The organism is Spirosoma gilvum (genome assembly GCF_054776815.1).
In genome coordinates this window covers 57,361-77,559 of sequence record NZ_BAAHBH010000018.1, presented here as the reverse complement: position 1 = coordinate 77,559, position 20,199 = coordinate 57,361, and the positions used below count along the sequence as shown (strand labels likewise).

The following is a 20,199-nucleotide window of genomic DNA, read 5'->3' as shown; positions in this document are numbered from 1 at the left end:
AAACAAACACTATGGCAGGGCAAGGATCGGGCGGAAATGTATTGGCGGCCCTTTGTAGTTTCTTTATTCCAGGATTAGGGCAATTGTTGCAGGGACGGTTGCTGATTGCCATCATTCAGTTTGTGCTGGCGGGTATTCTCTGGTTTTTTATGCTCGGCTGGATCATCCACCTCTGGTCTATTCTGGATGCAGCTCGATTCAAAGGATAGTATCAATCGATTCTTAATAGATCTCTGAAAAAGCGCTTTGCTTGGGCTACCTTTGCGCCATGCATGCTTTTCCTGTTTCTTCCTCTATTCTCTCTCCGGTTCATCTCGCTCAGTTTCTTCAGAAAACCTACCAGTTTGGTCCTGATACCACTTGCCAGTTGCTGAAAGCAGGGGTTAATCATTCCTATCTGGTTACCGACGGAACGACCAAAGCAGTTTTTCGTATTTATAGCCTGAACTGGCGGACCCAAACCGACATCCTGGAAGAAATCCGGCTCCTGAATTTGGTCAGGGATGCGGGGATTTCAGTATCTTACCCGATCATCGATGCTGCTGGTAACTATATACAGGAGTTGAATGCTCCTGAGGGTATCCGTTTTGGTGTGCTGTTCTCGTTTGCCGAAGGTGAAAAACTACTAACATTTTCGGAAGAGCTACATTACAAAATCGGGCAGATTATGGCTCGTTTTCATCGGTTGACGCACAATCTGACACTAGATCGGGTAACATACAGCCCAGAGATTTTACTGGTCGATTCGATAGAGAAGTTCAGGCCGTTTCTGTCCGCCGATACGCCGGAAATGCAGTTTATGCTATCGACACAGCAATATCTGCTCAATCAGTTTGCCTCCATCGACCATTCCCAAACCCGCCAGGGCGTAGTACATCTGGACATCTGGTTCGACAATCTGAACATTGCCAAAGACAGTACCATTACGCTGTTCGATTTTGATTTCTGTGGCAATGGCCTGCTTTGCTTCGACATTGCCTATTACATCCTGCAAATTCACAGTACTGAAACTGATGTAGCCGAGTTTTATAAAAAGAAAGAGAGCTTCCTGCGCGGGTACGAATCCCTCACGCCCATCAGCGATGAAGAAAAACGGCTTTTACCTATGCTGGGCGAAAGCATCTACTTTTTTTACATCGGTGTGCAGTGCGAGCGATTCGAAAACTGGTCGAACGCGTTCCTGAACGAGATGTACCTGAAGCGATTTATTAACTTGCGAATCAAACGCTGGTTCGATTTTAATCAATTGGGATTGTAGCGTGGCTGGAAAGCCGCGATTCATATTCCATAATCGCGGCTTTCCAGCCACGCTACAGCAAACAGATAGTTACAGCTATGGGTAAATTTCACGATTTCATTAAGCCTGCTCATAAGAAGTTTATCGAAGAGCAGCATATCTTTTTCGTCGCAACAGCCCCGCTTAGTGCCGATGGGCATGTCAACCTGTCGCCCAAAGGGCTCGATTGCTTCCGGGTTCTGTCCGAAAGTAAAGTCGCCTACATGGACCTGATCAGCAGTGGCAATGAAACCTCGGCCCATACGCTTGAAAACGGGCGGATTACCTTTATGTTCTGTTCGTTTCAGGGAGCTCCCAATATTCTCCGTTTATATGGCAAAGGTACTACCGTACTGCCTGGCACGCCTGAATGGGCCGAATACGCTCCGCACTTTACCATTTACCCCAGCACCCGCCAGCTCATCGTAGCCGACATTAGCCTGGTACAAACGTCCTGTGGCTTTGGGGTACCACTGTTCGACTACACGGGTGAACGCGATATTCACTTCGATTGGGCGGAGAAACAAGGGAAAGACGGCCTTGTCGATTACATGCAGGAAAAGAATCTGATTAGCCTCGACGGCCTGCCAACAACAATCGGATTAACTCAATGACCCCCACGTTCTTTCCAACTCAGGCTGATTTTCGGACGTGGCTGGTCGAAAACCATGATAAGCAGAACGAATTGCTGGTTGGTTTTTACAAAGTAGGGTCAGGTAAACCCAGCATGACCTGGTCAGAATCGGTCGATCAGGCACTTTGTTTCGGATGGATTGATGGGATTCGTAAATCGTACGATGCAGATAGCTATACCATCCGGTTTACTCCTCGCAAGCCAACGAGTATCTGGAGCGACATCAATATCCAGAAAGTTGAGGACCTGACGCGCCAGGGATTAATGCATCCTGCCGGGGTAGCTGCTTATGCGAAGCGTCAGGAACATAAGTCCAAAATCTACGCCTACGAGCAAAAAGAGGTCAGTTTTTCTGAAGAGTTCGAGCAGACATTCAGGGCCAATGAAACAGCATGGACGTTTTTTCAGAAACAAGCTCCTTCCTACCGAAAGCTGGTAACCAATTGGGTGATGACGGCCAAACAACCAACTACCCGGCAAAGTCGACTCGATAAGCTCATTACGTTCAGTGCCGACGGGAAGCGCGTGTAAAGCAACCTTTCCTGATTCTCAATCGTATTGCCCGAAAAAATCGTATATTCGATACCTTTTTTCCTAAACCTGGATAGCGTACAGTAAGGCTATGCTGAGAGGACTGTTCCGACCTGTTGTCTGGCTCGTTTTTTACTTGCCTAGCCTGGCTATTGGCCAGAATCTGGTTCAGAATGGCAGCTTTGAAACATTTCGGGATTGCCCGCATCACGACAACCAGCTGGAGGAAGCTATTCCCTGGTACAACCCCAATAAAGCTACCCCCGACTTCTACCATCACTGCTTCGACTTCGGCCAGTTGATCTTACCGCCCCATTCGGGCAATGGCGTAGCGCATTTGTTTTTCGATGTTGACTGGATCGAGTACCTGGGTATTGAGCTGACCGAACCCCTGACGGCCAACCAATGCTACTACTTCGAAATGTACATTGCGACCAATACGCCCGGAAAATTCATTCCCGAAACGATTGGCGCTTTTGTATCGCCCCAGCCCCTGACGGGCACTACAACCGGTATGCTAAAAGCCCGGCCTCAGGTACTGGATCATACCCCCCGAGCTAGCATAGGCAACCTGCAATGGCAGCGCGTTTCGGGTGTAATAAATGCCGATGGGGGCGAACGTTACCTGACTATTGGCAGTTTTACGACCCAGCCGGGTTTTCTGGGGTATTATTATATTTTCATCGACGATGTATCGCTCAGGCAAGTCAAACTTGAGCTGGGTCGCGACAGTACGCTGTGCAGCCGAAAAGATACCTACCTGCTTGATGCCACTACGCCCGGTGCTATCGACTACCGCTGGCAGGATGGGAGCACCAAAGCTACGTTTCAGGTCACAAAGCCTGGTAAATACGCAGTTACGGCCGTTACGGCCTGCCGAACTTTAAAGGATTCCATCACGATCAATTATGCGCTCGATTTCGATCTGGGTAACGATACGACAATCTGCAATGCCCAAACCCTGACGCTGAAAGTCCCGTACGACTCGGCGTCAAGGTATCGCTGGCAGGACGGTTCAACACAAACCACATTTACCGTCAAACAGCAGGGGGCCTATAGCATTCGGGTCCAACAAGCTCAGTGCGTGGCCACCGACACCATTAATGTGCGCTTCATTCGTCCACCTACACTTGACCTTGGGCCCGATAAGGAACTTTGTGGTGCTGAATCCTTCACCATTAAACCAACAGTATCGGACGGAAAATTCAGCTGGCTCGATGGTTTTTCCACCGACGATCGGACCGTAGCGACTTCGGGCGTATATTGGGGGCGCGTTAAAAATGACTGTGCCACTGTGACCGATTCTATTGAGATCGACTACGGTGCCTGTGATTGCCTGCTGTATGCCCCCAATAGTTTCTCGCCCAACGGCGACGGTCGGAATGATGTGTTTCTGGCCTATGGGTGTGGTGACATTACGATTACTTCAATGGCGATTTATAACCGCTGGGGCGAAGTCATTTTCAGGACTAACCAGGCTCCTTTCCAGTGGGACGGCCGTTACCGGGGCGAAATCTGTGAAATTGGGGTCTATGCCTGGCATATCTTTTACAACCTGAAGCACGGTCAAAAAGTCAAACAGTTGCAGGAACATGGACCTTTGAGCCTGATTCGGTGATCGTCAACCTACATGAACAAAGAAGAGTTAAACGTTTACGAGGAGTTCGTTCGTCGCAAAAGTCGGCGCCCTTTGGTGGATGCCTACAGTGCGTTTCAACCGTTCAATGAAGCCACAAAAGCCTTTTTTTTATTTATTCATTTGCTGAAAAAGGGCTTAAAACCCGGCGATACAATTCTGAATCTGTGGGATCGGTCGGGCTGGTTTACCTCCCTGCTGGCCGGACTCTTTCCTGAACAGAAAATCCTGACCATCTGGGAAGGTGATCGTGATGTGTTGGGTCATAAAGGGTATGCGTTCTGGTTTTCAGGGGTGGAAGCGCCTACGAACGTAGAGATCCTCTTTCACGATTTGCATCAACCGCTCCCATTGCCCGATCAGAGCGCGGCTCTGGTTGTGGGCATGGATGTACTGCATCGATATGAGTTGTCTGGTTTTCTTAGTGAGTTGACGCGCATTCTACAGGCCGATGGGGCGTTGATTTTTCCCCATGTACACTTAGCCAATGCAGAACCGGTGCCTTATTTCAAACGAGGTGGTCAATTGCGAACCGGGCGTACGTATGAAGAACAGATTGCTCAGATCAAGCAGCTGGGAAATCGACGAGCTTTCGTTTTTTCAGAACCTGATCTGTTTCAGTTCAATCGACTCGCTCCAGCGGGTACTTGCCTGGCTATACAAAGCACACCCGATACAGCCGCTTACAATGCCCTGATCGCGGTTTTGCCAGGTGACTGGAGTAGTCAGTCTCTAACGCCATTTCGCTTCCATGAAGAACCCAATTGGTCTACAGGACGGGTTCTGGTAAATCCACTGGTTTGTATCGACTATGGCTCAGGACTTATTCAATGTCGGCCGGATCACCTTTCGGGCATTGTTGGCCATCTGCTGGAACGGCACCCGGTCTACAGCGAATTGATTCGGGAATCGAATGGCTATGTCCTTTCGGAACGAGCCCTACTTTTACTGTACTGGGCTTCCCGACAATTGACCATTGCCGACATCGCAGCTCGTCTGGGTGAGTCTGTTGATCAACTTCAACCATTAGTTGATGAACTGGCCCAGCGAGATCTGATTCAGTTAGCCTACATCAGTGCATCAGGTGCACGGCTGCAACATTACCTTAGCTTCCAGACGTATGAGGTTTCTTATACCGAGCAAACGTTGCCTACCCTCTGGCAACGGGCAATCAACTTGTATAGCCATCTGCCGGCTCTGATCAATCTGGATGATGATAGTACGTTTAGCTATGCCGATGCCGACCAGATTATCAGTCAGATACGGGCTAAACTGTATAACGACGGACGGCAGCCGGGTGATCGGGTATTGATTGTAGCCCCTCTGCATGTCGAAAGTATTCTGCTGAGTTGGGCCTGCTGGCAATTGGGTCTAATCATCGTTCCTGTAAGTTCCGAGGTTGTAGCCGAGGTTCTGGCAGCGATTATCGATTCCGTTCAGCCATCGCTTGTCGTCACCACAGCCGATTATCCGTTTATCGAAAATTCTTCAATACCCATCATCTGGCTGGATACCGACTCTCCCAACGAGCCTCCTTCAACTACCCAATGGTTTATGGATTGGATTGCTCAGGATTATGCACAAGTAGATCCTATTGACTGCCATGCTGAGAATGTAGCGGCTATTTTATTTACGTCAGGCTCAACTGGTCAGCCTAAAGGTGTCCCTCTGACGCATGGCCAACTTTGTCGTAGTGGCCGACTGATGACCGAAACGTTCGGCTGGGATAAAACCGATCGCTTTCTGGCAACTGGTAATCTCGATGCTATGAGTGGACTTCGCAACGTGACTAGTGCCGTTGCCGAAGTTGGCGCTGCGGTCGTTATTCCTTCCCTGGTTCATAGACAGTCAGGTGAAGGTTTGGCTAAAGCTATAGCCGCAGGGCAGGCTACCTTAGTTGCGACAAACCCTTCGCTGTTACGGCAATGGGTACAGTATGATCGGCGGGTAGCTTCAAACTTACATTCCCTTCGGCTCGTGATGAGTACCGGCAGCGCCCTCTCAACGGATTTGCGCCAGGCGTTTCATAAAGCGTTTAATCGGCCTCTCGTCAATTACTATGGCTTAACCGAAACGGCTGGTATCTGTCTGGCCGAACGACCGGGCCAGGGTCACGTAGATCAGGACACAATTGGCTGGCCGGTTGGCTGTCTGGCGCAGGTAGTGGATGAGCAACATCAGCCTGTACCCACTGGCCAGATTGGTGAACTGCGGATTTATAGTGAAAATACTATGACTGGTAACTATATCGGTCCAGTAGCTGCCGAATCACCCATTGTCGATGGCTGGCTTTATACGGGTGATCGGGCTATTGTTAATACCAATGGAAGCCTGACGCTCGGCGGTCGCCAACATGAACGCATCAAAAATGCCTATAGTGAACTTGTGTATTTGTCAGAAATTGAAGCGCAGTTACTTACGCATCCGGCTGTTAGCGACGCGGCTGTATGTTCGTTCCTTCGACACGATACGGAATCAATGGCCGCCTTTTTTACCGTCAGACCCGATTGGGTTGCCGCCGATCTGGTTGCCGATGTAAGAACGTACCTGCTGGAACGCGTCGGCTCCCGTAAACTGCCAGCTATTTTTCGAATGTTAGAAACCCTACCGCGTACAACTGGCGGCAAAACTGCCAAACAAACCTTACTCGCCTTACTCCACCAGGAATGACTGTACTTAATCCTTACCTTGATACCGTAACGCTGTTTACCCAATTGGCCGACCCCTCTCATGCATCGGCCTTGTTTGTCGAAACCACCAACTACCGAATCACCTATGCCCAACTGAGCGAACGCATCCGAAAAGCCGCTACGCTATTCCAGCAGTATGGGTTGGCAGAAGGTGACCGCATTGTTGTCTCCATTGCTGATGAACAGGAAACCATTTTGACATTTATGGCGCTGCTGGCCAATGGACTGACGGCCATTTTGCTTGACCCCGAGACAAAAACCAGCCGTACCGAATCGATTCTCCAGATGGCACAGCCCAAAGGAGTTATCGCCGATGCCGACTTTTTTGACCGGGTGCCCACGGCCAGCGTATTGCCACTAGCGGTATCTGTCAAACCGGAACAGCCTAAAAAAGGACAGCTTTTTCGGAAACTGTTAGGGCAGTCGACTCCAGCTACCGATTCGGGCACCTACCCGACTTTGCTTCAGGCTTTACCTGTTGGCGCTTTACCCCGCCAGATTGACCCAGAAACGGTAGCCTACATTCTGTTTACGTCGGGAACAACCTCCGACATGAAAGGAGTCCAGATCACGCATCAGGGCTTGTTCAGTCATTTGCACACGCTCAGCCAGGTGTACGGCCTGACTTCCGAGTCACGAATATTGAATAACCTGCTACTGTACCACGCCGATGGCATCATTCAGGGGCCGGTTCTGGCGGCTTATCAGGCATCGGTATGCGTTCGTCCGTTTGCCTTCGAAATCAATCGGATTGGCGAATTGCTGGATGCTGTTTACAAATACCGGATTACACATTTTGTGGCCGTTCCGACGATGTTGGCGCTGATTCAGCGGTTTGCCGATGGCTATGAAGATAGTTTCCGGACCAGCGACTTTCAGTTTATCATTTCGGTGTCATCGCATCTGGAAGAAGCCCTGTGGCGGGCCTTCTCCGAACGCTATGGCGTCCGAATCGTGAACGTTTATGGCCTGACCGAAACTGTAGCCGGGGGCTTGTTCAGCGGTCCATCCGACGGCGGTTATCGAATTGGGACGGTTGGAAAGCCGGTCGATATGGACGCCCGTATTGTGGATGAAGCTGGTCGGGAGGTGCCGGATGGCGAAGCGGGTGAGTTATTGCTCCGGGGTAATAATGTGATGAAAGGCTATCTGCATAACGAAGCAGCTACAGCGGCTGTCCTACAACAGGGCTGGCTCCGTACGGGCGACATAGCGACTCGTAGTACCGACGGTTTCTACCAGATCACGGGACGATTGAAAAACATCATTGTATCGGGTGGCGTCAATATTCATCCCGAAGAAGTGACCGAAATTCTGAATACCCATCCCGACGTTGTAGAAAGTATAAGTTTTGGCATTACCGATGAGGTTTTTGGTGAACGGCTGATTAGTTGTGTTGTCCCCAGATCAGGCAGTGAGCTGACTGAATTGATGTTGACTGCCTTTTGCCGGGACCATCTGGAAGAGCGAAAAATTCCCAGCGCCATTTATCAGTTCGATAGCCTGCCGAAAGGACCATCGGGCAAAGTCCAGCTCAGCGCGATGCGTGACGTAGTTCATCAGCTCGGTAATCGGGCAGCTACCTTCGGCCCCGATTACGCCAAGCTGGTGATGGATGCCGCATCGCAGGCATTTAAAGTACCCATTTCCGCACTAAAGCCAACCGATACATCCCGAACGATTGCCGGTTGGGATTCGATGGCGCATCTGGACTTTGTGATCCGACTCGAAAAAACGCTGGGTGTAGAGTTTGATACCGCCGAAATTATGGTAATGAACAGTCTGCAAAATGCTGAATCTATTGCCCGTCGAAAAGTCAGTACCCGCTAATCGTCAGCCTTCCCCTTTGTGGGTCTGGCTGCTCACGGGTGTCGCTGCGCTAGTAGTTTTTTCGTTGCTGATAGCCCTGGCTTTCTGGTCTGAGCGTCAGGGTGCTGATCAGTTCACTCATCGGGTTGAAACTGTCTTGCAAAAAGAGTGGGCGGCTCGTGCGGACTCCATCACACGGGTAGTTGTGCTAGGTAGTTCGCAGGTGGAGAGTGGTATTGCCGATACCGCTTTTTTCAACGGCAGATGCCCCCAGCCGATTCGTGTCGTCAAGCTATTTCTTTACAGTGCCAACATGGAGGATTTTATGAATGAATCACCCGTTGTGCAACTCATCGAACGCTACCCACCCGATGTGCTTTGTCTGGAAGAAAATATGGTATTGTTTCGATTGGCCCATGACGAAAAGCCTACGCCCCATAATCACTTTGTGGAGTGGATAAACCGGCACTTTATGCGACAGTTACAGGCGTTGAAAGTCCGGCTTGGCCTGGCCCGACAAACAGCCCCTAGCTTTCAGGGCTTTCATCCGTCCCATTTTCAGTCCAACCAGAAAGATACCCTACACCTGTCGCAACCACTAGCCGATATTCGCAGTCGCCCCGTACGGACAGAAACCGAACTTCCTGCCTTATCCGCATCCTTACAGCGACTGCATCAACAAGGCACGCAGGTTGTTCTGCTCAATATTCCCAGACCTTACCCGCTGGAAACGGTTATTCAGGGAGAAACGCGGGCACCATTATTAGCCCGTCTTATTGCTAATTACCGAGAATGCTGTCAAGTGGATTACTGGCGATATCCTTATTCCATGCCTTTTTGTTACTATATCGATTACGCCCATTTGAACCATCTGGGGACATCCGTATATTCGGCCTGGCTTGCCGATCAAATCTGTTTACACACCAACACGCCATAACCAAACTCGACAGGATATAGCCTTACTGTAAAAGCCATCTTCAATGCTGAGAATTCTATCGCTGTTGGTTAACAGACTGGCAGTCATTTTGCTCAATGCTGGTATAAAAACAAGCTGGACCGGATCGATTCTTCAGATGGCATAACCGAAGGGAGCCATCCGTATAGTCATGAATAATATAAAAATGCCGAATGTATTGCCGGTTGCAAAACCAATTCCCGTTAATCGTTTGTCTCCTGCTGCAACGCCCCCGTTGTGGGTCTGGATGGTTACGGGAGTCGTTGCGTTACTCAGCCTGGGTCTGTTGTTCATGATGGCGGTTCGGTCGGAGAAACAGTTGAGTCGGCAATTTATGGAGGATGCCGAGACGCTTCTCCGGCGGGAATGGGCTATGCGTTCGGATTCAGTTACTCGTGTCGTTGTGCTGGGTACTTCGCTGGTCGAGTACGGCGTGGCTGACACCGAGTTTTTCGAGCGTCGTTGCAGCAAACGAGTACGGGTTGTAAAACTGTTTCGGGAAGCCGTCAACATACATGCTTTTACTGAAGATTCCCCTATCTTCCAACTTCTGGAACGTTATCCGCCTGACGTTCTGTGTATTGAAGAAAATTTACTACTGTTTCGGTTACCCTATTTTCTAAACCCCAGTCAGGTAGAAAATGTGGTTAATGCTGTTAATCGACACCTATTGATCCAAGTTGAAGCCATAAAAATTCGAATAGGCTGGGTACCCCCTCATTCTAAACCAAAATTATTTCAGGGTTTTCCACGCGAGCAGCATCTACTGAATCAGATTGATACGACCGACCTGGCGACTACGCTTGCCGAAATCAGGCATCGGGATATACGCACTCAAACAGAACTGCCTACTTTGTATGGTTCTTTACAGCGGCTCGGTCAACGGGGCACTCGGCTTGTACTGTTGCACCTGCCACGCCCGGCAGTTTTAGAATCCGTTATTCATGGTGAAGATCGGGCTCCGTTGGTACGCCAACTGATTACGTATTATCAGCAACACTATCAGATGGCGTACTGGCACTTTAATCGATCCATGCCTTTTCGGTATTTTGTGGATCAGGCTCATCTGAATCATATAGGCAACCCCGTTTATTCAGCCTGGTTAGCCGACAAAATCTGCCAGGCATCAGTACCTACCGTAAAATGACTGAACTCAACTGGATTATAGCGTTTTGTGCTGTGGGCCTGGTTCCAATGGCCTGGCTTTTGCCCAGTCGCTGGCAATTACCGGCGGTATCGGTACTTACAGCTGGCTTTATGCTGGTTGCCTCTCCCTTGTCGGCAATTAGTTTGTTTCTAACGGCCAGCTTGAGTTATGGAATATTTCGGCTAAGCGGGTTAACACCGGCCTGGCGTGTCGTGTTAGCAATTTGCCAGTCAATCGCCGTCTGGGTGGTTTTTAAATCCGAATGGCCGGTTCAGCAGGGATGGCAAACCTCAGTTGGTGTTCCGCTGGGATTATCCTACTATACCTTCCGACAGATTCATTACGCGATTGAGCGCTACAAGCAAACGTTGCCCGTTCATTCCTATGCCGATTATTTAACCTATCTGTTTTTTTTGCCAACGCTCTTGATTGGCCCCATCAATCGGTTTCCCGATTTCTATCGCGATAGCCGACGTCGACGCTGGGATTCGGCCTTATTTTCGACAGGTCTGGAGCGAATTCTGTACGGCTACGCAAAGATTGTGCTCATCGGGAATATGCTGATAACGACTAAGCTAGGACATTTAATCCCCCAACTTCAACCTCATCACCCCGCATTAGCTACGTACCTGTCCGTTGTTCGTTTTGCGACCAATGCTTATGTTCAGTTTGCGGGTTTTTCGGATATAGCCATTGGGCTTTCACTGCTGGTGGGTATCCGGGTGCCCGAAAATTTCCAGTCGCCTTTTCTGGCTTCCAATCTGAACGAATTCTGGAAACGATACCATATTTCGCTGTCGAGCTGGTGCCGGGATTATGTATTTACGCCCTTGCTCAGCCTGACCCGGCAACCCGTTCTGGCTACGTTGGGGGCCATGTTGGTATTGGGTTTATGGCATGAATGGTCCAGCCAATATGTAGTGTGGGGAGTTTTGCAGGGACTAGGTGTGCTGATCTGGCGTCAGTTCAAACGGCCATCGGGCCCAGCCTCTTCGACTGTTAGTTGGGCAAGTGCCAGGCATTGGCTGGGGGTGCTGGCTACGTTCCATTATTTCTGTTTCACCTGCATCATTATTCAGAAAGATAATTGGCAGGCTGTTGGGCAAACGCTGGCTCAACTGTTCGTACACTAAGACTATGTATCAGTTCTTACGAAAATACGTTGGGGTAAAGACGGCTGGATTCCTGACCGCTGTCTGGTATCTACTTCTGCTGTTTCTGATCTTTTACTATTATTTTCTGCCTTCAGGCCAGTTCCGGTATGCGGACTGGTAAGCTGTGAAAGGCACCTTGTTCAACGGTAGCTTACGCAATTCTATACCTTTAGAATCATACCATTTAGTCGAACAGCCATCTTCTCCATCCCTTTCAGTTACTCATGATTAGTCGCCCAGTCATACAGGCATCTACGTTTATTAGCTTCCTCAGTCTTCTATTTAGTCTCAGTTTCTCAGCATGGGGCCAGGGTGACAAACCTCGCTTTCGAGTCGTAGCTATTGCCGAGAAAGATGGCGGTGTTCATGCTCCGTTTGTGGCTGAAGCGAAAAAGTGGCTCGCCCAACAGGCTGCAGAAGGTAATTTCACCATCGATTATATTGAAAACACCGAGCCGATCAACGATGCTTTTCTGGCTAACTATCAGCTCTTTCTACAATTGAATTATCCGCCGTATATGTGGACGGATACAGCCAAGGAGGCTTTTCAGAAATACATTACCGAAGGCAAAGGCGGAGGCTGGGTTGGTCTTCATCATGCATCATTGCTGGGTGAGTTCGACGGATACGCGATGTGGCCCTGGTTTTCGGAATTTATGGGCGGTATCCGGTACAAAAATTACATTCCTGGTTTTGCCAGAGCGACTGTGCATATCGAAGCAACGAGTCACCCCTGTATGAAGGGGCTACCCGCTACATTTGAGATCGAGAAAGAAGAGTGGTATACCTATACCAAAAATCCGCGACCAAATGTGAAGGTTCTGGCCACTGTTGATGAATCAACTTACTCACCCGACTCGAACATAAAAATGGGCGGTGATCATCCGGTAATCTGGTCGAACGAGCGAATGAAAGCGCGGAATGTCTATATCTTTATGGGGCACCACCCCGATCTGTTCAAAAATGACGCTTACGTTAAAATCCTTCGAAACGCCATCTTTTGGGGAGCAGGAAGCGAAACGCCTTAGAACAACCTTATCTTTACCGGCTCGTAGTCAATTGATCTGTTTTCATGAAAGTAGCCGGATTCAGTTTTATCCGTAACGCCATTTTATTCGATTACCCGATAGTCGAAGCCATTACGTCGGTTTTGCCACTCTGCGATGAGTTTGTCGTTGCCGTTGGTGAGTCAGACGATGATACCCTAAAGCTAATTCAATCCATTCCGTCCGATAAAATCCGCATTGTTCAGACAGTCTGGGATGAGAAAGCACGAGCTGGCGGGCGGGTAATGGCGCAGGAAACCGACAAAGCACTGGCGGCTGTATCGCCCGATGTCGACTGGGCCTTTTATATTCAGGGCGATGAGGTGTTGCACGAAGAGTCCATTCCGGCCGTTCGGGAGGCCATGCAGCGTTATCTGGCCGACAAAAGCGTGGACGGTTTGTTGTTTAAGTACGTACACTTCTTCGGCTCGTATAGTTACGTGGGCGATTCCCGACGCTGGTATCGGCGCGAAATACGAGTGGTTCGAAACACGGGTAATGTGGTGTCGTACAAGGATGCACAGGGATTCCGTACGCGCGATAATCAGAAGCTGAAGGTAAAGTTGATTGACGCTTACATTTACCATTACGGCTGGGTGAAACCCCCCGACTTACAGAAAAACCGTCTCCGCTACGCCAATCACTTCTGGCATACCGACCCCGGAAAAATTGCGGAGGTAGAAGCCTCGCAGGAAAATTTCGACTATAGCGAAATTGACTCCTTAGCCCTTTTTAAGGGAAAGCATCCAGCCGTGATGCAGCCCCGTGTCGACCGCCTGAACTGGAATTTTACATTCGACACCAGTCGGAAACACTACACACTCCGGGTACGTTTCCTAACCTTCATCGAAAAGCTAACCGGCTGGCGGGTAGGGGAGTATAAGAATTATGTTCTTTTAAAGTAATAGGAGCGAGGAGTGAGTAGTAGGAGTTGCTGAAGCATCATTTCTCCTACTACTCACTCCTCGCTCCTATTACTTTAAATTACACATCACACAGAATGACGGCTTCTTTCAGGCTGGTGAGCGGGTCGCGTTTGGGGATGAACTCCTGTGCCACAAAACCTTTATAACCGGTGTCGACAATGGCCTTCATGATCGCTGGATAGTAGAGTTCCTGCGTCTGGTCGATTTCGTTACGGCCAGGATTGCCACCCGTATGGTAATGACCAAAGTACTGGTGATTGTTGCGGATAGTACGGATAATATCGCCCTCCATGATCTGCATGTGGTAGATGTCGTACAGCAGTTTAAAGTTTTCTGAGCCTACTTTTTTACAAAGCTCAACGCCCCAGGCACTGTGGTCGCACATGTAATCTTTATGGTCTACTTTGCTGTTGAGCAGCTCCATAATCATCGTTACACCATATTTCTGGGCACTGGGCATCAGGCGTTTCAGTCCTACCGCGCAGTTTTCCATACCTTCGGCATCACTCATGCCCCGCCGGTTTCCCGAAAAACAGATGACCCGGTCAAGCCCGGCTTCTTTCAGTTTCGGGAAAATGGCTTCGTAGCTAGCTACCAGTTCGTCGTGGAGTTTAGGATCGTTGAAACCCTGGGTAATGCCTTTACCCGCTCCCTGCGGCATTGAGCAAGTCAGGCCGTATTTTTTGGCAACCGCCCACTGATCGGGATCAAGTAAGTCGATACCTGTAATGCCCATTTCTTTAGCGGCTTTACAAAAATCTTCGAGCGGAATTTTGCCGTAACACCATTTGCAAACGGCGTGATTGATATTGCCTTTTAACACGGTAGGCGCTTGTTCGGATGCGGTCATTGGCTGAGCTAACGAATTGGTCAGGGCAGGGAGCGTCAGCGCTGTGCCCGTTAAGGTTTTGAGAGCCGTTCGGCGTTGCATAGTGATAGAATAATTGAATGATAGAGTGATAGAATGATTGAATAGAAGCGTAGTTGGCTAAGCCATTCTATCATTCAATCATTCTATCATTCAAAATTATAATTCGCGAATTCGGATGTTGCGATACCAGACCTTGTTGCCATGGTCTTGCAGGGCGATATGGCCGGTCGAATACTTGCCAAAGCCTTCCCAGCCCTTGAATTTACTCTCCGATACCATTTTGTCCCATTCGGGACCGCTGGTTGGATACTCCGCCGTTTTCTTTCCGTTCAGGTATTGTTCGGCTTTGCCATTGTTAACCACCAGCCGGGCTTTATTCCATTCACCAGCCGGTTTTGCAGCATTGGGCGTAACGGGTTTTTGTAGGTCATACAGTGATCCTGCTGTGCGGTTTCCATCACGACCCTGTTTGGCGTCAGGGTGACGTTCGTTGTCCAATACCTGCATTTCGGGTCCGGTTTGGTAGGTCGCTTTGAATTTTGGGTCTTCGTGCACGTGATAAATGATACCGCTATTGCCGCCTTCGGCAATTTTCCACTCGATTTCCAGCTCAAAATTGCCGTATTCTTTATCGGTTACCAGATCGCCAGCGCCACCAGCTGTCAAATGAATAGCCCCATCGTCGACCGTCCATTTATCCGATACAGACTGACCGGTTTTCAGGTAATTATGCCAACCCTTTAAAGTCTTTCCATCAAATAGAGTTTCCCAGGGACCTTTTTTCGCTGGTGACTCATAGGTACCCGCTGGGTTTATAGGTGCTGTGTTGACTGGATTTGCATTGAACGTCAGGGTGAAGGCTAACAGGCTGGCCGAAATGCCACCTGCCATCGAAAAATACGTATACATAGTTGAGAAACATTTGGATTTTACGGGGCAATAGTACTAAAAAAGGGCATACAATGGTAACGTTTCGAGTACCATGTTTCAGGTTTACTACCATGATCTTACTTAAACCTGAAACTCGAAACATTTTAAAAACCGATGCCTAAAAATATTTTGTTCGGGGGCTTCTGGCTATGCAATTTTCAGTACACTAAATCTGTTGGTTTAAAGCAACGCCCTTAACGATTTAAGTTGTATATTGTACGACTATGGAAACAACAACGCTAGTGCCTGCCGAACAACAACGTTATCAGAAACATTTAAATTTACCCGAACTCGGATCTGCTGGTCAGCTTAAACTTAAGAATGCCCGTGTACTTGTCGTTGGCGCTGGTGGCCTTGGTTGTCCGGTATTGCTGTATCTGACGGCTGCCGGCGTAGGGCGAATCGGTGTAATAGACCCGGATGTAGTCGACCTGAGCAATCTACAACGACAGGTGCTGTATACGACCGATGAGATTGGCAAACCCAAAGCTAAAATTGCCGTGAGCCATCTGAATCGGCTCAACCCTGAACTTCGGTTCGATACCTATACGATGGCATTGGACATTAGCAATGCCCGGTCAATTATTGAAGCGTATGATGTTGTGGTCGATTGTACCGACAACTTTAAAGTACGTTACCTGGTCAATGATGTGTGCGTAACCTTAGGTAAACCATTTGTCTACGGAGCGATTCACCGTTTTGAAGGACAGGTTGCCGTTCTGAATGCCAATCTTGGTGATGGAAAGCGAGGGCCCACCTACCGGTGCCTGTTTCCCGATTACCCTAACGAAATTGAGATTCCAAACTGTAATGTGACGGGCGTTCTGGGCGTATTGCCGGGTGTGATTGGTACGTATCAGGCCAATGAAGTAATCAAGCTCATTACGGGTATCGGTGAGCCACTTACTGAACAGTTATTGATGATCGACCTGCTGTCGATGAATCAGCAGAAAATTAAAACCAAACGACGGGCTGAAGCCGATGAGCTAGCCCGACAGGGACTAACCTCGGCCAGCACCCGATCAAATCCTGGTGCATCGGGGCCGCAAAAAATGTCGGTTGAGGAACTTGCCAATCGATTAGCACTGGGTGAGGATATATTCCTCCTTGATGTGCGGGAGCGCCCTGAATATGACCTTTGCCATCTGGAAGGAGCAGTATTGATTCCTGTTGGTATGATCCCGAACAACCGCAAACGCATCCCAACAGACCGGCCTGTCGTCATTTATTGCCATCACGGCATCCGTTCGGCGAATGTGGCGCAATACCTCTACGCACAGGATGGTCTGACCAATTTGTATAACCTCGACGGAGGAATCAATGCCTGGGCGCGGGATATTGAACCCGAAATGGCCGTGTATTGAGTGGACGGGTTCTATCCATTTGCTAAGCTATTACCACTCGTTTGAGGGAAACTCCGTTACTTTGTAGCGGAGTTTTTTATGTAACGCGGTTGGGAAACCGCATTGAAAGACTACATAAGCGGCTTTCCTGCCGCGTTACATTCGCATGAATCTCAAAAATATACTCAAATACCTGATCTCGCTGGCCATTGCCGGGGGACTTCTCTGGTTTACGTTTCAACAAAGTCATCTGGATGTTGGTGATCTGTGGCAAAAAATAAGCGCAGCTGACTATCGGTGGGTATTGTTATCCGGGTTGTTTACGATTATAGCACACTGGAGCCGGGCCGAACGCTGGCGTGTCTTATTGGAACCTGTTGTACCGCAGCGCCCGACTTCACTGGAGGCTACCGTGAGCGTACTGACCGGGTATCTGGCCAATATGGCCCTGCCGCGTGCCGGCGAAGTAGTCCGTTGTGGCACGTTGTATCGACTGTCGGCTGTGCCTGTCAATGTAAGCTTTGGTACGGTAGTGGCCGAGCGATTATTCGATCTACTCATGCTGATCCTGTTGCTGGGCGCAACATTTATATTAGAATTTGATCGCCTAAGCCAATTCTTTATGGAGTTTCTGGGGGGTAAACTTCCGAAAGGGTCAAGTGGATCGAGCCTATTGTTATTAGGAGGAGCAGTCGCTCTAGGCGGAGCTTTATTAGTCTGGTTTTTGTTCAATCGTTACCGCGAAGCGTTAGGCAGACATCCTTTGTATCAGAAGGTTAGTGGATTTCTGAAAGGGTTGCTGGAGGGATTGCTGAGTGTTCGAAAATTACGTCGGCCAGGAGCGTTTGTACTTCATACCCTACTCATCTGGACGATGTATTACCTGATGTCGTATACCTTATTCTTTGCTATGCCTGCCACAGCCGGACTCAGTATGCTGGCCGGATTAACAATTCTGGTTGTTGGTTCGCTGGGGATGGCGGCTCCTACACCGGGGGGGATTGGTTCGTTCCACTTACTGGTCGGTCAGGTAGCACTATTATACGGTTTAACCAGTCAGGATGGGCAGATACTGGCGACGTTCATTCATGGCGTTTCGGCCGTGATGATCATTATTCTGGGAATTCTGGCCTTACTCGTTGTCTTGCTTCGACGGAATAAAACAACTGATTTGCCCGACGTACTCGACGACCCCAAAGCCCTTAAACTGGAGCAGTAACCTTATATGACCGAATCGAAAATTCTTACGCGTGAACAGGCCATTCAGCAGGCCGACCAATGGCGAACTCAAGGCCAGCAAATTGTATTTACGAACGGCTGCTTCGACATTGTTCATTTAGGCCATATAGATTACCTGGAAAAGGCCCGAAGCTTGGGTAATCGACTAATTTTGGGGCTAAATACCGATGCGTCGGTGAGTTGTATTAAAGGGCCACTCCGTCCGGTGGTGAATGAGTACGCCCGCGCCCGATTGATGGCCGCTCTTGAATTTGTGGATGCCGTAACCCTCTTTGGTGAAGATACCCCCCTCCAACTGATCGAAGCTGTAAAGCCCGATATTCTTGTCAAAGGCAACGATTACTCCGTAGCCACCATCGTAGGGGCCGATTTCGTGATGGGGCGCGGTGGTCGGGTGGAAACGATTGCTTTAGTACCTGGCTATTCAACTACCAAGCTCATCGAGCGCATCAAACAGAGCTATTAGCCTAATGAATAATGGATAATGGATAATGGCCGTTTCCAGCAATTGTTCATTATTCATTTTACATTATTCATTCCCATGAATGGCCCCATACTCTGATAAATGGTAAGGGAACGGGATACTTTTTAGGTAAAACTGTTGTTTTACTATTGACGGACGAGTAAGTTGGCCGTCAGAATGAACCATAAACCTGACTAACTATCGATGATCTGGTTAATAATGATTCTCATCTTCGGCGCTAGTGCCTTTGTGAGCTGGCGTTTACGAAGCAAATTCAACGAATATTCACAAATTGGTCTGAGTAATGGCCTGAGCGGAGCCGAAGTGGCGCAGAAAATGCTCAACGAAAACGGCATCTACGATGTTCGGGTCGTTTCGGTCGAGGGTATGCTGACCGACCATTATAATCCGCAGGAGAAAACCGTCAACCTCAGCGCCGACGTGTATTACGGGCGTAGCGTAGCCGCTGCGGCTGTTGCGGCACACGAATGCGGTCACGCTGTGCAGCATAAACTGGCGTATGGACCACTGCAATTTCGTTCAGCGATGGTACCTGTCCTGACGGTATCATCGCAGTACATGCAGTGGGTGCTGCTGGCAGGTGTTTTACTGTTGCGGACCACACCTATTCCGCTGGCGATTGGGGTAGCTATGTTTGCCCTCACCACGCTATTTAGCTTTATTACCCTGCCGGTTGAGTTCGATGCCAGCCGTCGGGCCTTGGCTTGGATTCAGAACCGGGGTGTCGTGAATCAACGGGAATACGGATTCGCCAAAGACGCGCTTTGGTGGGCGGCTATGACGTATGTAGTAGCTGCGCTGGGTTCACTGGCTACGCTGCTGTATTACGCGAGCCTACTGCTTGGCGGTCGTCGGAGCGACTAGTTTTTCAACCTATTAAACAAAAAGCCACGTCAGCAACGACGTGGCTTTTTGTTTTGGAACTGTCTAAGGAATGTGTTTGTCTAACTGTGGTTTGGGATAGTGCGACCCCGATGGGGTCGAATGTCTATAGAAACGCACATGAGCTATAAACATGCGACCCCATCGGGGTCGCACTTATTTTGGTAACTGTTTCTTATGTCAATCGTAGGCTTGACATCACCGATACAACATACCCTGAATTGACCATTTCGGGAGTAGGGGCGGAGCGATCAATGAGCGTTCCGGCTACCGCAACTGCCAGAGCGATAACGAGAGCAGGCCAGAAACCGACGATGGTAAAGCTATCCATAAAGTTGTCGATTAGTTTAAGGAGCAAGGCCGTGACGATAACACGGACCAGACCCGTTAGCAGAAAAAACGTGAATAGGTTAAGTGGAAACCGGATGATCCAGCCGACAAAGAAATTCAATAGGCCAAGGATCAGCGCAATGAGGACTGCCGTTCCAAAGTTTTTAACATCGACCTGAGGCATTAGGTAAGCTAAGCCGAAAATAACGGCCGCATCGAGCAATAAGTGAAGGATGAGATTCATTGACAGGTATTTGATTTAGTGGAACAACCGTTTCGGTGCACGGATAGTTTTTAGCCTATAACATTCGATTAG

At 49.2% G+C, this 20,199-nt stretch carries 20 protein-coding genes; 17 read left to right on the top strand and 3 right to left on the bottom strand.

All coding sequences use genetic code 11. The features are described from left to right. Positions 1 to 11: 11 nt before the first annotated feature. From ACYVFD_RS32830 to ACYVFD_RS32770, 13 genes are all read left to right on the top strand, one after another. On the top strand, positions 12 to 209 hold the full coding sequence (locus ACYVFD_RS32830; protein WP_080054753.1) for a hypothetical protein: 198 nt from the start codon (positions 12 to 14) through the stop codon (positions 207 to 209). A gap of 59 nt (positions 210 to 268) precedes the next feature. Then, on the top strand, positions 269 to 1,258 hold the full coding sequence (locus ACYVFD_RS32825) for a phosphotransferase (protein WP_461094767.1): 990 nt from the start codon (positions 269 to 271) through the stop codon (positions 1,256 to 1,258). A gap of 77 nt (positions 1,259 to 1,335) precedes the next feature. After that, positions 1,336 to 1,890, top strand: a complete 555-nt coding sequence (locus ACYVFD_RS32820) for a pyridoxamine 5'-phosphate oxidase family protein (protein ID WP_461094765.1) — start codon at positions 1,336 to 1,338, stop codon at positions 1,888 to 1,890. Next, positions 1,887 to 2,441 carry a YdeI/OmpD-associated family protein gene (locus ACYVFD_RS32815; protein WP_461094764.1) on the top strand — a complete coding sequence of 185 codons (555 nt, stop codon included), beginning with the start codon at positions 1,887 to 1,889 and terminating at the stop codon, positions 2,439 to 2,441. The genes ACYVFD_RS32820 and ACYVFD_RS32815 overlap by 4 nt, the downstream gene beginning before the upstream one ends. Before the next feature lie 91 nt (positions 2,442 to 2,532). Beyond that, entirely contained in the window at positions 2,533 to 4,059 is a 1,527-nt protein-coding gene (locus tag ACYVFD_RS32810; RefSeq protein WP_461094763.1) for a T9SS type B sorting domain-containing protein, read from the top strand. Positions 4,060 to 4,071: 12 nt separating this feature from the next. Then, complete coding sequence (locus ACYVFD_RS32805) at positions 4,072 to 6,747, top strand: AMP-binding protein (protein ID WP_461094762.1); 2,676 nt, start codon at positions 4,072 to 4,074, stop codon at positions 6,745 to 6,747. Next, positions 6,744 to 8,597, top strand: a complete 1,854-nt coding sequence (locus tag ACYVFD_RS32800) for an AMP-binding protein (RefSeq protein ID WP_461094760.1) — start codon at positions 6,744 to 6,746, stop codon at positions 8,595 to 8,597. Before ACYVFD_RS32805 ends, ACYVFD_RS32800 begins: the two co-directional genes overlap by 4 nt. Further along, on the top strand, positions 8,557 to 9,513 hold the full coding sequence (locus ACYVFD_RS32795) for a hypothetical protein (protein WP_461094759.1): 957 nt from the start codon (positions 8,557 to 8,559) through the stop codon (positions 9,511 to 9,513). Before ACYVFD_RS32800 ends, ACYVFD_RS32795 begins: the two co-directional genes overlap by 41 nt. Before the next feature lie 169 nt (positions 9,514 to 9,682). Beyond that, on the top strand, positions 9,683 to 10,678 hold the full coding sequence (locus ACYVFD_RS32790) for a hypothetical protein (protein WP_461094757.1): 996 nt from the start codon (positions 9,683 to 9,685) through the stop codon (positions 10,676 to 10,678). Next, on the top strand, positions 10,675 to 11,811 hold the full coding sequence (locus ACYVFD_RS32785; RefSeq protein WP_461094756.1) for an MBOAT family O-acyltransferase: 1,137 nt from the start codon (positions 10,675 to 10,677) through the stop codon (positions 11,809 to 11,811). The genes ACYVFD_RS32790 and ACYVFD_RS32785 overlap by 4 nt, the downstream gene beginning before the upstream one ends. A gap of 4 nt (positions 11,812 to 11,815) precedes the next feature. Next, the gene (locus ACYVFD_RS32780; protein ID WP_461094754.1) at positions 11,816 to 11,953 is read left to right on the top strand and encodes a hypothetical protein; all 138 of its coding nucleotides are present in this window, start codon (positions 11,816 to 11,818) and stop codon (positions 11,951 to 11,953) included. Positions 11,954 to 12,056: 103 nt separating this feature from the next. Next, positions 12,057 to 12,860 (top strand): ThuA domain-containing protein, encoded by an 804-nt coding sequence (locus ACYVFD_RS32775; protein ID WP_461094753.1) that lies wholly within the window; start codon positions 12,057 to 12,059, stop codon positions 12,858 to 12,860. Positions 12,861 to 12,904: 44 nt separating this feature from the next. Then, entirely contained in the window at positions 12,905 to 13,783 is an 879-nt protein-coding gene (locus tag ACYVFD_RS32770; RefSeq protein WP_461094752.1) for a glycosyltransferase family protein, read from the top strand. Between the two features lie 79 nt (positions 13,784 to 13,862). On the opposite strand, the gene ACYVFD_RS32765 is transcribed toward ACYVFD_RS32770, so the two are convergent. Both ACYVFD_RS32765 and ACYVFD_RS32760 read right to left on the bottom strand, forming a co-directional pair. Next, positions 13,863 to 14,735: a hydroxypyruvate isomerase family protein gene (locus tag ACYVFD_RS32765; RefSeq protein ID WP_461094750.1), complete on the bottom strand. Its 873-nt coding sequence runs from the start codon at positions 14,733 to 14,735 to the stop codon at positions 13,863 to 13,865. A gap of 96 nt (positions 14,736 to 14,831) precedes the next feature. Beyond that, positions 14,832 to 15,584: a 3-keto-disaccharide hydrolase gene (locus tag ACYVFD_RS32760; protein WP_461094749.1), complete on the bottom strand. Its 753-nt coding sequence runs from the start codon at positions 15,582 to 15,584 to the stop codon at positions 14,832 to 14,834. Positions 15,585 to 15,829: 245 nt separating this feature from the next. Here ACYVFD_RS32760 and moeB point away from each other — a divergent pair, with 245 nt between their 5' ends. The 4 genes from moeB (at position 15,830) to ACYVFD_RS32740 (ending at position 19,535) form a co-directional block, all read left to right on the top strand. Beyond that, positions 15,830 to 16,969, top strand: a complete 1,140-nt coding sequence (moeB, locus tag ACYVFD_RS32755) for a molybdopterin-synthase adenylyltransferase MoeB (RefSeq protein WP_461094748.1) — start codon at positions 15,830 to 15,832, stop codon at positions 16,967 to 16,969. Positions 16,970 to 17,114: 145 nt separating this feature from the next. Then, complete coding sequence (locus ACYVFD_RS32750; protein WP_461094746.1) at positions 17,115 to 18,167, top strand: lysylphosphatidylglycerol synthase transmembrane domain-containing protein; 1,053 nt, start codon at positions 17,115 to 17,117, stop codon at positions 18,165 to 18,167. Positions 18,168 to 18,173: 6 nt separating this feature from the next. Beyond that, the gene (rfaE2, locus tag ACYVFD_RS32745) at positions 18,174 to 18,653 is read left to right on the top strand and encodes a D-glycero-beta-D-manno-heptose 1-phosphate adenylyltransferase (RefSeq protein WP_461094745.1); all 480 of its coding nucleotides are present in this window, start codon (positions 18,174 to 18,176) and stop codon (positions 18,651 to 18,653) included. Positions 18,654 to 18,869: 216 nt separating this feature from the next. Next, a complete protein-coding gene (locus ACYVFD_RS32740) occupies positions 18,870 to 19,535 on the top strand; it encodes a zinc metallopeptidase (protein WP_080058160.1) in 666 nt (221 codons plus the stop codon). 193 nt (positions 19,536 to 19,728) lie between these two features. Here ACYVFD_RS32740 and ACYVFD_RS32735 read toward each other — a convergent pair whose 3' ends face one another. Continuing rightward, positions 19,729 to 20,127 carry a phage holin family protein gene (locus tag ACYVFD_RS32735; RefSeq protein ID WP_461094743.1) on the bottom strand — a complete coding sequence of 133 codons (399 nt, stop codon included), beginning with the start codon at positions 20,125 to 20,127 and terminating at the stop codon, positions 19,729 to 19,731. Between the last annotated feature and the right edge of the window lie 72 nt (positions 20,128 to 20,199).

Excerpts from the sequence above, each read along its gene's own strand:
- ACYVFD_RS32765 (WP_461094750.1), bottom strand. The coding sequence starts at position 14,735 with ATGCAACGCCGAACGGCTCTCAAAACCTTAACGGGCACAGCGCTGACG.
- ACYVFD_RS32825 (WP_461094767.1), top strand. The coding sequence starts at position 269 with ATGCATGCTTTTCCTGTTTCTTCCTCTATTCTCTCTCCGGTTCATCTC.
- ACYVFD_RS32830 (WP_080054753.1), top strand. The coding sequence starts at position 12 with ATGGCAGGGCAAGGATCGGGCGGAAATGTATTGGCGGCCCTTTGTAGT.
- ACYVFD_RS32750 (WP_461094746.1), top strand. The coding sequence starts at position 17,115 with ATGAATCTCAAAAATATACTCAAATACCTGATCTCGCTGGCCATTGCC.
- ACYVFD_RS32735 (WP_461094743.1), bottom strand. The coding sequence starts at position 20,127 with ATGAATCTCATCCTTCACTTATTGCTCGATGCGGCCGTTATTTTCGGC.
- ACYVFD_RS32800 (WP_461094760.1), top strand. The coding sequence starts at position 6,744 with ATGACTGTACTTAATCCTTACCTTGATACCGTAACGCTGTTTACCCAA.
- ACYVFD_RS32775 (WP_461094753.1), top strand. The coding sequence starts at position 12,057 with ATGATTAGTCGCCCAGTCATACAGGCATCTACGTTTATTAGCTTCCTC.
- ACYVFD_RS32770 (WP_461094752.1), top strand. The coding sequence starts at position 12,905 with ATGAAAGTAGCCGGATTCAGTTTTATCCGTAACGCCATTTTATTCGAT.
- rfaE2 (WP_461094745.1), top strand. The coding sequence starts at position 18,174 with ATGACCGAATCGAAAATTCTTACGCGTGAACAGGCCATTCAGCAGGCC.
- ACYVFD_RS32780 (WP_461094754.1), top strand. The coding sequence starts at position 11,816 with ATGTATCAGTTCTTACGAAAATACGTTGGGGTAAAGACGGCTGGATTC.
- ACYVFD_RS32760 (WP_461094749.1), bottom strand. The coding sequence starts at position 15,584 with ATGTATACGTATTTTTCGATGGCAGGTGGCATTTCGGCCAGCCTGTTA.
- ACYVFD_RS32820 (WP_461094765.1), top strand. The coding sequence starts at position 1,336 with ATGGGTAAATTTCACGATTTCATTAAGCCTGCTCATAAGAAGTTTATC.
- ACYVFD_RS32785 (WP_461094756.1), top strand. The coding sequence starts at position 10,675 with ATGACTGAACTCAACTGGATTATAGCGTTTTGTGCTGTGGGCCTGGTT.
- ACYVFD_RS32810 (WP_461094763.1), top strand. The coding sequence starts at position 2,533 with ATGCTGAGAGGACTGTTCCGACCTGTTGTCTGGCTCGTTTTTTACTTG.
- ACYVFD_RS32815 (WP_461094764.1), top strand. The coding sequence starts at position 1,887 with ATGACCCCCACGTTCTTTCCAACTCAGGCTGATTTTCGGACGTGGCTG.
- ACYVFD_RS32790 (WP_461094757.1), top strand. The coding sequence starts at position 9,683 with ATGAATAATATAAAAATGCCGAATGTATTGCCGGTTGCAAAACCAATT.
- ACYVFD_RS32795 (WP_461094759.1), top strand. The coding sequence starts at position 8,557 with ATGCTGAATCTATTGCCCGTCGAAAAGTCAGTACCCGCTAATCGTCAG.
- ACYVFD_RS32740 (WP_080058160.1), top strand. The coding sequence starts at position 18,870 with ATGATTCTCATCTTCGGCGCTAGTGCCTTTGTGAGCTGGCGTTTACGA.
- ACYVFD_RS32805 (WP_461094762.1), top strand. The coding sequence starts at position 4,072 with ATGAACAAAGAAGAGTTAAACGTTTACGAGGAGTTCGTTCGTCGCAAA.
- moeB (WP_461094748.1), top strand. The coding sequence starts at position 15,830 with ATGGAAACAACAACGCTAGTGCCTGCCGAACAACAACGTTATCAGAAA.